Annotated in this window: 8 protein-coding genes; 4 read left to right on the plus strand and 4 right to left on the minus strand. The window is 42.0% G+C overall.

Annotated features, from left to right (window positions below):
- Nucleotides 1-430 precede the first annotated feature (430 nt).
- Nucleotides 431-769 carry a hypothetical protein gene (locus tag V7K50_RS21865; RefSeq protein WP_334803628.1) on the plus strand — a complete coding sequence of 113 codons (339 nt, stop codon included), beginning with the start codon at nucleotides 431-433 and terminating at the stop codon, nucleotides 767-769.
- Between the two features lie 136 nt (nucleotides 770-905).
- Here V7K50_RS21865 and V7K50_RS21870 read toward each other — a convergent pair whose 3' ends face one another.
- The gene (locus tag V7K50_RS21870; protein ID WP_334963666.1) at nucleotides 906-2,792 is read right to left on the minus strand and encodes a serine/threonine protein kinase; all 1,887 of its coding nucleotides are present in this window, start codon (nucleotides 2,790-2,792) and stop codon (nucleotides 906-908) included.
- A gap of 36 nt (nucleotides 2,793-2,828) precedes the next feature.
- Here V7K50_RS21870 and V7K50_RS21875 point away from each other — a divergent pair, with 36 nt between their 5' ends.
- A complete protein-coding gene (locus V7K50_RS21875) occupies nucleotides 2,829-3,098 on the plus strand; it encodes a hypothetical protein (protein ID WP_334963668.1) in 270 nt (89 codons plus the stop codon).
- A 42-nt stretch (nucleotides 3,099-3,140) separates the two neighbouring features.
- Here V7K50_RS21875 and V7K50_RS21880 read toward each other — a convergent pair whose 3' ends face one another.
- Both V7K50_RS21880 and V7K50_RS21885 read right to left on the minus strand, forming a co-directional pair.
- Nucleotides 3,141-4,232, minus strand: coding sequence for a hybrid sensor histidine kinase/response regulator (locus tag V7K50_RS21880; protein ID WP_334963670.1), 1,092 nt, complete (start codon nucleotides 4,230-4,232; stop codon nucleotides 3,141-3,143).
- Nucleotides 4,233-4,807: 575 nt separating this feature from the next.
- Nucleotides 4,808-8,167, minus strand: coding sequence for a PAS domain S-box protein (locus V7K50_RS21885; RefSeq protein WP_334963672.1), 3,360 nt, complete (start codon nucleotides 8,165-8,167; stop codon nucleotides 4,808-4,810).
- Nucleotides 8,168-8,520: 353 nt separating this feature from the next.
- Here V7K50_RS21885 and V7K50_RS21890 point away from each other — a divergent pair, with 353 nt between their 5' ends.
- On the plus strand, nucleotides 8,521-13,467 hold the full coding sequence (locus tag V7K50_RS21890; protein ID WP_334963674.1) for a PAS domain-containing protein: 4,947 nt from the start codon (nucleotides 8,521-8,523) through the stop codon (nucleotides 13,465-13,467).
- A gap of 12 nt (nucleotides 13,468-13,479) precedes the next feature.
- The gene (locus V7K50_RS21895) at nucleotides 13,480-14,559 is read left to right on the plus strand and encodes a hybrid sensor histidine kinase/response regulator (RefSeq protein WP_334963676.1); all 1,080 of its coding nucleotides are present in this window, start codon (nucleotides 13,480-13,482) and stop codon (nucleotides 14,557-14,559) included.
- 638 nt (nucleotides 14,560-15,197) lie between these two features.
- Here V7K50_RS21895 and V7K50_RS21900 read toward each other — a convergent pair.
- On the minus strand, nucleotides 15,198-16,505 hold the full coding sequence (locus tag V7K50_RS21900; RefSeq protein ID WP_334963678.1) for a CO2 hydration protein: 1,308 nt from the start codon (nucleotides 16,503-16,505) through the stop codon (nucleotides 15,198-15,200).
- Between the last annotated feature and the right edge of the window lie 65 nt (nucleotides 16,506-16,570).

Raw genomic sequence — 16,570 nt, forward strand, 5'->3', positions numbered from 1 at the left:
ATGATTTAGGAGCGATCGCCTTCCAATCCCCATCATCCAACCTCAAACCCTCAAGTTTTACACTCAGAACTCGACAGTTACATTTCAAAACCCAAAACTTCGACCTCAGAACTCCAACATCCGAGCAAAAAGGTTGAACTTCCAAATTCAGAGGCTCTACGTTCGAGTAAGAAGCTCGGTGTTCCGAGTTCAAAGGCTCAACGTTCGAGTGAGAAGCTCGGTGTTCCGAGTTCAAAGGCTCAACGAACCATATTGGGTTGGGCGTTAGTATGTGGGCAATTATCGTGTTTTGAGCCTCACATATTCCACCAGGCGACTTATCATCGCCTGGAATTGGTGCAAAAAGTGAGTTAAAAACATTCTTCTTTCCTGCGAACGTGATAGAAAATACTTATATGATTTTTGATTCATAGTGTAAGGATTACAGATAATGCATGTTCTAAAAAGATCCATCAAACCAGCAACCTATATATCGTTCCTCCACATCTACCAAACTACTTGGGGGACTGCTGGTGATATTTGTTTAATCCGTGAATCTGTAGCTAATGAAAGTACAGCGAAGTTTGTCGGTCACAAAATCCAACTAGCAATTCCCAAAGGGCTGGAGCGCGATCGCATCGCCAATTGTCCGATCATCAAAGTTGCAGGTAATGTTGGCGACGGACATCCTAAAGAGCATCCATCCGAATGGGAGGCTTATGAAGGTGTAGATCCAGAACTAGCTCTAGCAGCTCTCAAACCTTGGGGCTTCCAGCTAATTGAACTTTAATGGGGCGATTTGAGGGACTTGTGACATACTGTGACATACTCCACACACTCCCCTTTCCGGGTGAGTGGTGGCTCTCTCAAATAAATTGAAGGTGGGGACTTCCGCGACACGTTATAACTGTGAGTATGTGAATGTTTTATATTGACCGCCGATATTTGGCAACTAACTTGCGTCGCTTGAGGGGTGGATAAAGCAACATTGTTGCTAAAGGTAATCCGGTTAGAGCGATCGCTAATAGGACATAGGGATTGAGAAGTCCGACTATACAACCAATTCCGAAGCTCGTTCCTAACCCTGCGGTGAGTGTTAACAATACATTAGTAGACATATCCTTCCCAGCCCCAGCCCCAGCTACAGCCCCAGTCACAACCCCAGCCACAGCCCAAGCCCAAGCCCAAGCCCCAGCCCAAGCCCCAGAAACAACCACAGCCACAGCCCCAGCCCCAACCCCAGCCAAAGCCCCAGCCCAAGCCCCAACCCCAGCCCCAGCCCCAGCCCGAAACCCAGCCACAACCCCAGCCACAGCCACAGCCACAGCCCCAACCACAGCCCCAACCACAGCCCCAACCACAGCCCAAATCCCAAACCAATCCCCAAACCAAGCCCCAAACCAATCCCCAGCCACAGCCACAGTCCCAGCCACAGCTACAGCCCCAACCCCAGCCACAACCCCAGCCACAACCCCAGCCCCAGCCCCAGCCCCAGCCCCAGCCACAGCCCCAACCCCAGCCACAGCCCCAGCCACAGCCCCAGCCACAGCCCCAGCCCCAACCACAGCCACAGCCACAGCCCCAGCCTTAGCTATAGAGAAAGATGTAAACCAAGATATGATCGCAGCAACTAACAACACACTCAAAAGCCCACCATAAGGCACTTTTCGCCTCTCAATCGCCAGAGGAGCCGTCTGAACTCTCACTGTTATTGGGTAAGTTTCTGGATATACGTTTGTATGCAGAAGTAACTGACGTTCATAAAGTTTGTCTGCCATCAAGTTGCTAGTATCTACTAGAATCAGACACACAGGATTATTTTGGCGAAACAAAGCTGGTTCAACTCTAATCCAAGGATGGGAGTCTGGGGTATGTGGTGGATCTTGAGGGTTAGGCGCGACTTCCCATCTCCCGGAGAGTACTGTATCAGGTACTGGGTTTTCCACAGTGACAGTTTGCCTCAGCTTTTCGCCCAATCGAGTTGCTGTGAACTTCACTACTGATTCACTCAACTCAACTCCCGGCACGCGAATAACATCAAGTGGTGTCAAAGCTTCTAGAGCAGTTTGTGCATCGTCAAAACGCTCTTCGAGTTCAGGTTTTACCATTAACTCCAGCCAGTTCAGAAAGCGCAGACTTAACCGGGGTAATAAATGACGGAAGTTGATGAGATAAGGGTCATCATTATCGGTTAAGTCAATAATCGCTGTTGAAGGAGTGTCTGTGAGGAGACAAATCAGCGTTGCACCCAAACCATAAAGGTCAGAAGCTAACGTTGGCTGACTCATTTGCTCAGGTGGCATAAAACCAAGAGTGCCTTTAAATACACTGCTTCCAGATACAACACCCGTGGCAATGCGGCTCATGCCAAAGTCAATTAGATAGACATTGAGTTGGTCATCCACCAAAATATTTTCTGGTTTTATATCCTGATGAATAACGGGAGGATTGCAATTTTGCAAATAAACCAAAATCGAGAGTGCTTTAATCGCTATTTGCTTAATTGACTCTGGGGTAAAGCTGCGCTGGACTGCCAGAGTTGGGGCGTTTTTGTATTCCTGAATCAAACAAAAGCCATCAGATATTTCAAACGCACCCAAATAGCGGGGAATACCAGGATGATTGAGTCCCTGTAGGGCATTATAAGCCGACCAATTAGAACCGACGATTGCAAAGCAAAACTGTTTTAATACTACCTGTTGACCTGTATTTAGGTCTGATACTAACCACGTAATTCTTCCACCTTCTCGATTTCGTCCTAGTTCTGTTATGACTTGATAGCCTTGTGGGGAAAAATCTGGATAGCTACTCATAGTCTGGTTGGCAAAGGTATTGTTACTTAATTTACTATGTTTTTTCTGTGCGCGATCGCTCTCACCCACCCAGACCAATATACTCTCTCGATTTTGTCGTCTGCCTCTCCACCTAATTTCAGGTCAAACCAGCCCTTTGAGCGATCGCTATTTTTGGGCTACTCCGTACAACGATTGTCAAGCCCAAGCCATGCGGTATCCCAAACCAGTGCGCCTGATTTTTCCCCATACCTCATTCCCCACGCCCAAAAACCCCACCCACAAGGGGATGGAGTTTTTCATTATCCAGTCGGACTTCAATTCTGAATTCTGACTCCTAAGTTCTGAATTCTTCTTATAAAACATCCCCTAGCAAGGCAAATTAACACTGACAATAGTTCCCTTTTCAGGAATGCTATCGATTGTAAATTCACCACCAGATAATTTTACTATATGCTGAACAATAGCCAGCCCTAAACCAGAGCCTTGTTGCTCCCATAACTTTCGATTAAATTGTACAAAAGCTCCAATTTTATCAATCTCTTCAATTGTCATCCCTTTGCCATGATCAATTACATATAAATTAAACTTACTACCTTCTACCTTACTCATAACTTTAACTTCACTGCTTGGTAAAGAAAATTTCAAACAATTCTCAAGTAATTCTTCAACAAGAATACTCAAATTTTCTTCTGATATTTGTACTCTAGATTCTTGGATATCTAACTTTAAATCTTTTTGTCTACAGTTTTCTGTCGCTTTTTTAAGAGCGACTTCACTAATAATTCTCTCAGCCAGACAACTATCTCTTTGTTCTTGGAGTTGACGGATTTTTTCGGGATTTTTGGCTATCAATTCCAGATTAGTATATGATAAAAATCTTTTAATTAATCCATTCAAACGATTGGCAGATGTGTAAATTAATTCTGCAATCTCGACTCCTTCAGAGCCAGATGTAATATCACAATTTTCTATTAATAACTGCGACATACCGATAATACCATTTAAAGGAGTATTCAGTTCATGAGGTAATGAGTGAGCAATATTCATACTGAGTTCGTCTAGTTTCGCTTGAGTTTGGCGCTGAACCAAAGCGTGTTTATTAAGACGAGAAGCGATTGCGTTGAGTAGTTCTTCAGTAGTAAATGGTTTAGTCAAATAATCATCAGCCCCAAAATCCATCCCCTGACGAAAATCAGAACGATCTGCTTTAGCAGTAACAAATATTAAAGGAATATTCATAGTTGACTCATTTTTACGCAGAGCAGACAGCACACTATAACCGTCTAATTCAGGCATCATAATGTCACAGATAATTAAATCTGGTAATCTGGCTTTAGCAATTTCTAATCCAATCTTACCGTTTGGAGCTATTAAAGTTTCAAAATCAGAAAGTTGTAGAATTTCCTGAATGTTTCCCCTAACTTGGGGTTCGTCTTCTATGATTAAAATTGTGTTCATCTGCCATTAGTAAAAATAACAATATCAGTTTGATTGGTCTAGGATGAGATAGCATCCATCTAAAGATTATCGGTGTTGCTGAATCGAGGTATGAATTTGGATGTAGAGACGTTGCAATGCAACGTCTCTACAAGGATTTTGAAATAACGCAAAATTATTTTTCATACCGCAATCAGCAACGCCAGATTATCTTGTTCAACAAGAAAAATTAACTTTCAATAATACCGCAGCTTCACATGGATGTCTTAAGTATAAACACTGAAGTTTGCCGGATAATTATTGTAGAATAATCTACTATTTACTATAGTTCAGCAAATGGAATTTTTGTATTTTCTGCGGTTAGCAATATTTGCAAGGGAGCATCTGACTTTTGTAAAAATACGCTTGCCCTGGCAATGGAATGATGCCTCCGGCACGCCATGCGGCTATACAAGACTTTACCCACCGATCTGGGTTTTATTTAAATTCTTTGAGTCCACGTTACCATATTGATGTTTAAAATGTCAGAATAGATTCTCTAACTTGACGATTTGGGAAATAATATCCCGTACTTTATTATTCCCTCAAATTATTTACTAATAACACATTAGATATTTTTCATGGAGGACACTACTGATAATTAGTGGCAGTTCCACCCTAAATGTCGTACCTACTCCCACCTGGCTAGCGAAGGTAATTCTTCCTCCATGAAGGTCTATACAATTGCTAACTATTGCCAAGCCTAATCCAGTTCCTGGCGTATTGCCAACATTACTAGCTCGATAGAATGGTTCAAATAAGTTCTGTTGTTCTTCTGGTAAAACACCAATACCTTCATCTTTAATTAGAAAAACTACACTTTTATCTTGAACTAATAAATCAATTTCAACATTACTACTATCTGGTGAGTATTTGACAGCGTTTGAAAGCAAATTGCTCAGTATTTGTCGCAAAAGTTTTTTGTCAATACAAGCCACAAAGTGATCATTTGTTGATGAATTACCAAAATATTGGGGGCAAAAAGCTAGGGTATGGTTGGGAGAACTGAGTTCAATTTCCTCTACCAAAGAGCAACAGAAATCAACTAAATTAATACAAGTTGGTTCAAATACTAATTTTCTAGCTTCTGCCTTATTAATGAGCAAAATATCATCTAAAAGTTGAGTAGTATGTTGAATGTATGTCTGAATACACTGGAGATGTTTTTGCTTTTGTTGTTCATCCAGTTTATGGCTAAAAGTTTTTAAGATTCCGGCAGAAGAAGCAATCACAGCTAAAGGAGTTCGGAACTCGTGGGAGGTCATAGAAATGAAACGAGATTTCAACTCACCAAGTTCTTTTTCTTTTTCTAAAGCTTTACAAATATTTTCTTCAGCTTTTCTGCGTTCGCGCAGCGCAGCTTGCTGTTCGCGTATATCTTTAACTACCCCAATCACATAAATGGGTTTGCCAATGGGATCTCGAATTAGAGAAACCGTTATATTTACCCAGATTACATCACCATTTTTATGTAAATAGCGCTTCTCTATGGAGAATGTTTCTACATCTCCTGCTATTAGTTGTTGCAACTTATTTAGATGGATTTGTATATCCTCTGGGTGTGTGATATCTCGAGAATTTTTCTTCAGTATTTCTTCTTGGCTGTAGCCGATAATTTCACACAACTTTTGATTAGCTTTTAGAAAATCACCATCTAAAGTTTCTAGTTTAATTCCTACAGCTGCCTGATGAAAAATAGCCCTAAGTTCTGCCTCACTTTTTTGTAAGTCTAAAGTGCGTTGCTTAACCCTGACTTCTAAATCTTGATTGAGTTTTTGTAGAGCTTCTTGCGCTCGTTGCCGTTGCAGTTCAGCAGATGCTCTGGCTGCAAATACTTTGAGAATTCCTTTAAATTTATGTTGGTCAGGTATGGGTTTGTCATCTACTATACATAATGAGCCAATGGGTTGACCAAAATCATCACTCAAAATAACTCCCATAGAACTTTCAGCTTCCATAGCAGCTAATCTTTTAGCATTAGGAAAGAGTTGCTGAATTCTCGAACTACAATGGTAAAATCCTTGCTTGAGCAAAATTTCACATGGCGTTGATTTTGGTTGATAGCAAATATTGGGTTGTAACTGCCCATCAGACCAAAATCCTAAAGTGTGAACTTCCCCATCAATTAACTCAGTTACTAAAGTATTACGGACATCTAAAGTAGAAGAAATATGCTCAACTAATGCTGGAAAAAAGTCACGTCCTGTGGTAGAAGCTGTACCTTTTATCAAACTTTCTAAGGCTATTTCATCTTGTTTGCGTTTTGTAATATCAATTCCGACTGCAACTGCGGCTGTATTTTGTTGATATTTTTGAGCCACTAGCAAGTAATTGAGTATTTTGCCATTTATTTGGACATCAATAACGCTAGAATCTGATATGTCTTGCCCATCTAAAAATTCGCGCATAAATTTTGTAAATTGTGGGCTGTTTTCCATAAAACCCAATTCTTGACTAACAAAAGCATCGGTAGTCAAGTTAAAACTTTCAGCTAAATGGCGATTAACCCCTAAATAATATCCATCAGAATTTACCCAAGAAACAAACCCAGGTACTGCATCTAAAACCGTTTGTAATTGCTCTTTTGTTTGTTGCAGATTTTTTTCTGCCCGTTTGTATTCTGTAATGTCCTCGAAAATAAACAACAGGTATTCGGGTTGTTTATCTTTGTCATACAAGGGAATTTTAGTTGTGTGTAAAATTCTTTTGCCAAAACTGGGGCTGTCAATATTTTCTTCAGAAATTTTTTCAGGTACACCCCTATCAAAGGTTTCTAGGTCTTTTTGGCGGAAAAAGTCTGCTTGTTCTTTTGGGAAGAATTCGTAATCTGTTTTGCCAATAGCCTGCTCTGCTGTGATGCCAAAAATATTTTCGCAGTTATGATTCCAGAGTTTGAATTTCCCAAAACTTTCTGGTTTGGCATCTTTAACAAAGACTGCCACAGGCAAATTATCAATCATCGACTGTAAAAAGTTGCGAGTCTGCTGGAGTTCTTCTTGGGTTTTTCGGCTTTCAGTAATGTCAATACCTGTACAGACTATATACTCAACTTGATTATCCCGATTAAATAAGACCTTATTTGACCAAGAAATTAAGCGGCAATCGCTATTATTTGTAACTAAAGAAGTTTCGTAACGTTGAGGAAATTCTCTCTCTGCTAAATTTTGAAAAATATCTTTGAGATATTCTGTTATTTCAGGTAACAGTAGCACATCCCAAATAAATCTTCCTTTAATTTCATCAAATGGGTAACCTGTAGTTTGTTCACAAGTATGATTAAAGCGCAGAATTTTCCCCTGATAATCTAGTACAATAACTAGAGCGTCTGTTAGATTCAAAATGGTAGAAACAAAATTACGCTCTAATCGCAGTTCTGCTTCGATTTTCTGGCGTTCTGCAAGTTTAACTCGTGTATAATTGTAGAGTTCGGCTTGTTGAATAGAAACTTCTAGTAGACTTGTAGGAGTAACTAATCCAATTAATTCTCCTTGCTCGCCGACAATGGGCAGATGGCAAATCCGATGCTGCCTCAGCAAATTTAAGGCAGTAAAAACATCTTTAAAATCTCGGCTCTTGAGTGTTATTAACTCCCTTGTCATCACTTCCGTAACACTGATAGCCTCTAAATTCTTTCCTTGTGTTGTCAGCTTAATTAAATCTCGCTGCGTAATTATCCCCACCAACTGCGAGTTTTCCATAACTAAAACACAACTGGCAGTTTGAGATGTGATGCTATCTATGTATTGACTTGATTTTTTTAAAAAATTGGTATCTTTGATTGATAAACTATTACAATTGGCTTGTGCTTCATTGATTAGTGCAATCACATGGGGAAGGAGAATCTCAGAGTTTACAATGAGCGGATGACGAATAATAGTCAGTTGTAAATTATCAGCACTGAGAGAGTTAATGAACATTATATACAGATGCCTGGAATAAAAAATTTTAAAAAAGTGTAAATAACATTTTTGCTTATAACTTGTTAAAAGACATCAGTATTTTCTATGATTAATTTATTTCTAATTTTTTATTGAAGTTTGACATTATTTGCAATCAACTACATCCATTTTAAAATCTGGAGTTTTTCAGGAGACTATATTATTATTGGGTTATTTATTGACGAGAAGCAGCAGCCCATTGGGAATACATTCCCAGTCTTCAGACTGGGAACGAGGTTAGACAAGTATTTGGGCTTTACAAGCGTGCCATTGGATCATGGTTGTCGAGGTATAATTTTTTGAAAGTGCGATCGCGTTGATATTTTTAACTTATGAGTCAACCTTGTTGCCTGACAATCCTGCTGATTGATGATTGCGTTAAAGATCGGCAAGCATATTCTCACTTCTTGCAGCAGGACAGTCTCTATACCTATCGCATTTTGGAGTTTGAGACGGCAACCCAAGCACTGAAATGTTGTCAACAGGAGATACCCGATATCATTTTGCTGGATTTTGTGTTGCCTGATGGGGATGGGCTGAAGTTTATTCAGCAATTTCGGCAATGCTGTAAACATACCGAAACTGCTGTGATTATGCTGACAGGACAAGGGGATGAAATCATTGCTGTGCGGGCGATGAAAAGTGGTGTCCAAGATTATCTGGTTAAAGATCAACTCACGGCGGAAATGTTTCGAGGCGCAATTCATCATGCCGTTGAACGGATGCATCTTACCCGACAGTTAGAACAAAGTCGGGAACAACAACAACTGATTGCGGCGATCGCCTTAAGGATTCGTCAGTCTCTGAAACTAGAAGAGATTCTGCTAACCACAGCAACAGAAGTGCGGCAGTTTTTGAAAGCAGATCGAGTCGTTGTCTTTCAATTTCAGCCAGATATGAGCGGCACAGTAGAGGCAGAGTCAGTGCTTCCAGGTTGGACGGTGGCTTTGGGGAAGCAGATTTTAGACACCTGTTTTCAACAGGGAGCCGGAAATGACTATCGCCACGGGAAAAAACGAGCAATCGATGATATTTATCAGGCTGGCTTAACAAATTGCCATTTGCATCTTCTAGAACAATTTGAAGTCAAAGCCAATTTAGTAGTACCTATTTTGGTGAAGGAGCAATTATGGGGATTATTAATTGCTCACCAATGTAGTGCATCTCGCCACTGGGAAGCAGTAGAACTGGATTTGTTAGATCAACTGGCGGTGCAAATAGCGATCGCCATTCAACAGGGAAGTGCCTATCAGCAAGCACAGGCAGAACTGGCAGAACGTCAACGGACAGAAGCAGCCCTCAAAACCAGCGAAGAGAAACTTAAACTTACCCTGAAATTTGCTGGTATTGGCTACTGGGAGTGTAACCCAATCACTAATCAACTATTTATTAGTGAGAATGCAATTCACTATTTGGGTTCTGAGCCGAGTAGCGTGATCTGGACTCATGAACAATGGCTCAATCAGGTACATCCAGAAGATCAGGAATGGGTTGAGCAGGAATTTCGGCAGGCGATCGCTACACAAACCGATTATGCTGTGGAATATCGAGTTGTCTGGCAAGATAACAGCATTCACTGGGTATCGGTAACAGGACGGGGAGTTTACGACGCAAGTGGACAACTGCTGCAAATGCTGGGCGTGCTGATGGATATTACAGAACGCAAGCTATCAGAGGCAGAACGGCAACATACCCAGATGCTCCAAATTGAATTACAGCTCCTTGAGGATATCCTGGAAGCAGCACAGGTGGGTTATTGGGACTGGAATATTCGGGACAATCAGGGATACTTTAGCCCAACGTTTAAGCGGATGTTTGGCTATGAGGCTCACGAGTTAGTTAATCCCTCAGATAATTGGCGCTGTCTAATTTTTCTGGAGGATTTACCGGGGTTTCTGGAAAGCTTTCACCAATATTTTCAAACTTCTAATCAAATCCCTTATTACAATGAGGTGAGATATCGACATAAAGATGGTTCTACTGTTTGGGCGATTTGCTGCGGTCGCGTCATTGAGTCGGATCAAGACGGCAATCCACTCCGCGTAGTTGGTTGCAACATTGACATTAGCCAACGCAAACACGTAGAAGCCCAGTTATTAGCCATCACTAGTTTGCAACAAGCGATTTTAGATGGCACTGGCTATGGCATCGTTTACAATAGCTTCAATGGTATCCAAACCTTCAACGCAGCTGCTCAGAAAATGTTGGGCTACACAGCAGATGAGGTAATTGGCCAAGTCCCAACTATATTTCACGAACCAGAAGAACTCAAGCAACGGGCAGCAGAACTCTCGCTGCAATTGGGTAGGGAAATTGCATCTGGTATGGAATTTTTTACTATCGTCACTCAAGACGGAAGCGCCTATGAAAGGGAATGGATTCACATTCGCAAAGATGGCTCTCGCTTCCCTGTATTTCTGTCAGTGAAAACCCTACACGATCTGGAAGGACACAATATCGGATTTTTGGTTTTTGTCAAAGATATTACCCAGCAAAAAAAAATAGAGACAGCCCTTCGAGACAGCGAACTGCGTTATGCACATCTGGCAAAAGCGGCTCCTGTAGCGATTTTTCAGTTGGATGCCGTTGGTAAGTGTATTTACGTTAACGATCGCTGGAGTGAGATGACGGGTAGACCAACACAGGCAGCATTGGGGATGGGTTGGATCAAGGCTTTGCACCCAGAAGACCGCGATCGCATCATCAGGATTTGGTATCAAAGAGGATTAGATCAAACACGACTTTTTAGCAACGAGGGTAGGCATCTGCGTCCAGATGGCAGTATCAATTGGTTTCAGTCTTATGTGTTACCCGAAATTAATCCCAATGGGGTTGTTATCGGCTATATCGGTACACTAACGGATATCAGCAATCGCAAACAGGCAGAATCACAACTTCATCAACTCTCAGAAAGACTGACCCTAGCACTCCAATCAGGACGATTCGGGATCTGGGAATATGATTTCGCCCAAGGAAGACAAATTTGGGATGACCGAATGCACGAACTATATGGGTTGAGCAACGGCGATTTTTCCGAAACATTTAATGCTTGGTTAAGCTACGTGCATCCAGACGATCGCGATGATGTATCGGCAACTATCGAGCAAGTTGTGCAAGGCAAAAAAGAATATAATCTAGAATTTCGCATTGTCAAACCAAGTGGGGAAGTTCGTATCCTCAAAGGCTACGGTATTATCAAGCGTGACCAGCAGGGTGAAACTGTACGGATGATTGGGGTTAATTATGATATTACAGCTCGCAAACAAGCCGAACAAGAACTCATCCACAACAGGGATTTGCGAGAAGCAATTTTTAACGAATCTGCCGATGCCATTTTTCTGGTTGATCCGCAAACGCTACTCACCTTAGATTGCAATCGGCGGGCGGTAGAACTGTTTGAGGCGGTTGACAAAGCTGAATTGATCAATATAAACGGGCAGACACTCCAGCACCGTCCATTCACTGACAGCGAAACGGATGCGATCGTCAAAAATATACACTCTAAAGGTGTATGGAGCTTAGAGATTGAATATGTTACTCTTCAGGGTAGGATTTTCTGGGGAAACATTGCAGCTAAACCCATTACTGTAGCTGAACGGACGATGCATCTAGTAAGGATCACTGATATCAGCGATCGCAAAGAAGCTGACACCCAACTGCGGCAGACCAATGAGCAACTGGCCCGCGCCACTCGCCTCAAAGATGAATTTCTGGCAAACATGAGTCATGAACTACGAACACCTCTCAATGCCATTTTGGGAATGTCAGAGGGTTTGCAGGAAAGTGTATTTGGTTCCATCAATGAAAGACAACTAAAAGCGATCGCCACTATTGAACGCAGTGGCAGACATTTATTAGAACTAATCAACGACATTCTAGACTTATCTAAAATCGAATCTGGCAAACTGGAACTGCAATTAAGTGATGTTTCAGTCAGGAGTCTCTGTGATGGTAGCGTGGCCTTTGTTAAACAGATGGCTTTGAAAAAGAATATTCGTCTTAGTACTCATATTTCTAAGAATATTGACAGCATCCAAGTAGACGATCGCCGCCTGCGTCAGGTACTGATCAACCTCTTAAGCAATGCTGTCAAGTTCACGCTAGAAGGGGGATCTGTAAAGCTAGAAGTCCAGCTGGAAGGGGCAGGGGAGGTAGGGGAGCAGAGGGGCAGAGGGGCAGAGGGGGCAGGGGGGGTAAATTCTTCTTCATCTTCCCTAAACCTCTGCTTCATTGTCACTGACACCGGCATCGGTATTGCCCCTGAAGAAATCGGTAAGCTGTTTCAGCCTTTTATCCAGCTTGATAGCAGCCTTAACCGCCAGTACAGTGGCACTGGTCTAGGTTTGGCACTGGTACGGCGGATTGCTACTCTGCATGGAGGAATGGTTTCAGTTAGCAGTGAAGTTGGTAAAGGAAGTTGTTTTACTGTCCGCATTCCCTACCATACCAACGGTAATGTTCTAACCACGCAAGTAACTACTTCATTGCCCAACTATTGTTTACCTACTGAAAATGCTCAAGTTTTGATTATCGAAGATTCTATTGTGGCGGCTGACCAAATTACTCGCTACTTCTGCGAAATGGGAATGCAACCCATTACCTATTCCAAAGGTGAAGGAGCCGTAGAAGAAGTACTACGAGTTAACCCGGCTCTGATTATTCTGGATCTACAACTACCGAACCTATCGGGTTGGGATGTGCTAAATCAACTCAAGAACAACCCAAAAACCAAAGATATTCCAGCAATCATCATTTCAGTTGTAGATGAGCGTCGCAAAGGATTGGCTCAGGGAGCCTTTGAATATCTGGTCAAACCGATTACCCGCGCTCAACTTCAGGTAACTATAGAGAAACTGCAACATTCTGCCTGTGTCGCATCGCCAAATTTTATAGTCCCAGAAGTCTTTCTGGACAAGCCTTTGATTTTGCTGGTAGAAGATAACCAAGCAAATATTGATACCATGTCCGGTTATCTTGAAAGTCGAGGGTATGATCTCATTCTGGCAAACAATGGACAACAAGCTATTGACCTGGTGAGAGTTCAACGCCCCGACTTAATTGTGATGGACATTCAAATGCCGGGAATGGACGGCTTGGAAGCAATGCACCGCATCCGTAATGAGCAGCAATTTGTGGATATTCCTATGATTGCACTAACGGCGTTAGCTATGCCTAGCGATCGCCAAACTTGTTTAGCAGCTGGAGCTAACGAATATTTGACCAAACCCATCAAACTTAAACAGCTTGTAACCACAATTCAACTACTTTTAAGAAGGTAACGGAAATTCTCGATGAATAGTCAACCGTCTATTTTAGTGATCGATGATGAACCCGATAACTTTGATGTTGTTGAAACCTTGCTGGATGGTGAAAACTACCAGCTATACTACGCTTCTAGTGGTCAACAAGCTCTAAATCGTCTTGAGAGTTTTCAGCCCGATCTGATTTTATTAGATGTGATGATGCCCGATCTCAATGGGATGGAAGTTTGCCAGCTGATCAAAACTGATCCACAATGGCAAGCGGTGCCCATCATCATGGTGACAGCATTAACCGATAAAGAAGATTTGGCTCGATGTCTGGCGACGGGTGCAGATGACTTCATTAGTAAACCCGTCAATGGTGTAGAATTACGAGCCAGAGTTCATTCGATGTTGCGGATTAAGCAGCAGTATGACGATATGCAAGTCTTGCTCAAACTGCGAGAAGACATGGTAAATATGATTGTCCACGATCTGCGAAATCCACTTGCCAGTATTATCTTAGGAGCAGAGATTCTTCGGTTTCCAGGTTTGTCACCGAAACACCAGCAAGGAAAAATCGATCAAATTTTAATTGCTGGACAACAACTACAATCGTTGATTGATAGCTTGCTGATCATGGCAAAGCTAGAATCGGGAAAAATGGTTCTCAACTACACAGAAGTAGACCTTTGTGCCCTGTGTATCTCAGCTGTAGCAGATATTGAGGCGATGGCAGCCCAAAAGAACCTGACCCTGATTAGTGAATTACCCCAACCTGGTGGCATTGTTGCAGTAGATGCAGTTATCTTTCGTCGAGTGCTGGATAATTTGCTCTCTAATGCCATTAAGTTTTCGCCATCCAAGTCTCAAGTCACCCTCCGAGGAGAGTATTTGCCCGCAGGAGGTGCGAAAGTACAGGTCGCTGATTCTGGTTCGGGAGTCCCTGAAGACTTACGACAAATCATTTTCCAGAAGTATGAAATTGGAACTCTGATGCCAGAAGTTTCGCAAATTGGTTTAGGATTGGCTTTCTGTAAAATTGCGATCGAGGCACATGGCGGTACAATTACCATCAGAGATAATCATCCTTATGGTAGTATTTTTACTGTATTACTCAAAAATCCATAATTAACTCTCAAGTTGCAGTTCCATTATTTTTTAAAATGGTTCAATCAGATTTGCACCCATCATTTTTTATCCCCTCAACACTTGTAATTTTAACCGTTTTCGGAAATGAAACAGCCGTAGGTTTTTAAGAGGATGAAGTCCTCTAAACGGTAGTAAAACATTCTAGATCCCCCTAAATCCCCCCCTTTTTAAGGGGGATTTGAGTGTTTTATTTATTAAGGGAATGATTTTAATCTAGTCCACGGATATTATCAGGAGAAACCGTAAATCCACTAATATTCAAATGTCTAGACATTTATGGATACGGGTGAAGATCCCCCCTAACCCCTCTTAAAAAGGGGGGATTTGAGTGTTTTATTTACAGCTATTTTCAGGTAAATAGACCACGGGGTAGGGGCACAGCATGCTGTGCCCCTACGACATCTGTGGTTCAAATACATGAAAACTGCTGTATTAAGGGAATGATTTTAATCTAGTCCACGGATATTATCAGGAGAAACCGTAAATCCATTAATATTCAAAAAACAATAAATAAAACCCCCCTTTTTAAGGGGAGCCAGCGTGGTCTTGGGGTCTCCCCCGCCGCAGGATGCGCGAAGCGCTGTAGTGGAGCGACTGGCGTGAGTTGGGGGGATCTCTTATCGATAATCTTGCTTTTGAATACTCCCCAAACGAGCAGCATCACGAATATTATAGTCGGGTCGAGTGAAGCGATTTAGCTGCATTTCAAAGAAATCTCGATTGGCTTGTAAATGCTTGGGATTTGGGTCATCTAATGGATATAAAAGTGCTGTTCGCAAAGCTTGAATTACCGCAGAAGTGACACAATACATTGACCGTTGAAAACTAACTCCCAACTGAATCAACATATCTTCTTCACCCCGGCAATGTTGGCTGTAGTAATCAATAAGATATGGTGGCAAAAAATGCAGCATATCTTGCATTAATAATGTGGGGGGAATGCCAGCCGTACCCACTGGAAATACATCAGCGTAAAGAATACCATAGTGAAAATCTTTCTGGTCTTCTGGGACTTGACGCGCTTGAGCATTATAAGATTTTGTGCCTCGGAAGGGTGCGGTGCGGTAGAAAACTGCTTCTACATAAGGTAATGCGGCTTCATATAGCCACATAAAACCCTTGGATTTGGGGATAATTTCGTAGCATTCGCCACGAATATAAACGTGATGGTAAATGGGACGACCTGCGATCGCAAATATACCATTAACTATGAAGCTCATCGCCTCTGGGACGCTGCTAATCTTCCCTTCGTCATAGCGGTCGGACATTTCAAAGAATACCGGAGCCATGATTTCCCAGAATAAACCCAGGTTAGCGTAGTATGACATCTGGCGACACTGTTCCAAAAACATATCGGGGAACAGCTGATAAAGCCCCAGCATGACGGGGTTTCCTTGGAAGTAAGCTTTAATTGCCTTGTCAGCGTTGGCTTTGTATTCTTCAGAATCTAGGTAAGGGTCAAATTGCCCACCCATCCCTCTGTGCCACAACATCGCCCGCATACAAGCTTCCGCAAATTCCATGTTAATGCGATCGTGGAACAAATGATGCAACAACTTGGGCATTTTAAAAGTTTCACCCTTCTCGATAAATGCCAAAAGTTCGGGATGTGCAGTAGCTTCGCCGCGCCAAATTCGTAAGTCGGCATCATCGCCAGCATAATGATTATGCAGTTCTAAATATTCTTTGGGTAAGAAGTATTTAAAGAAGGGAAGCGGGTTTAAAAATTCGCGTTCAGCAATATAAAGTAGGTCACGCCAGTAAAAATCCATCGGTACAGCATAAGCTTTGTATAAACCGATGATTTGCATCAAATTTTCTGGAGTATCGGGTAACATTGCACCGCCTGCTTCTAAGCGGTGAATTACTTCGGCAAATTCGTGCGTTGAAGGAGGTAATTTAATTGCTGTTTTAATTGCTGTCATGGTAATCGTAAATTTGTAGAGACGCGATAAATCGCGTCTGTGGGATAGGTTTTGAGTTTTGAGAC

This window comes from Nostoc sp. (genome assembly GCF_036917135.1).
Taxonomy (GTDB): domain Bacteria; phylum Cyanobacteriota; class Cyanobacteriia; order Cyanobacteriales; family Nostocaceae; genus Nostoc.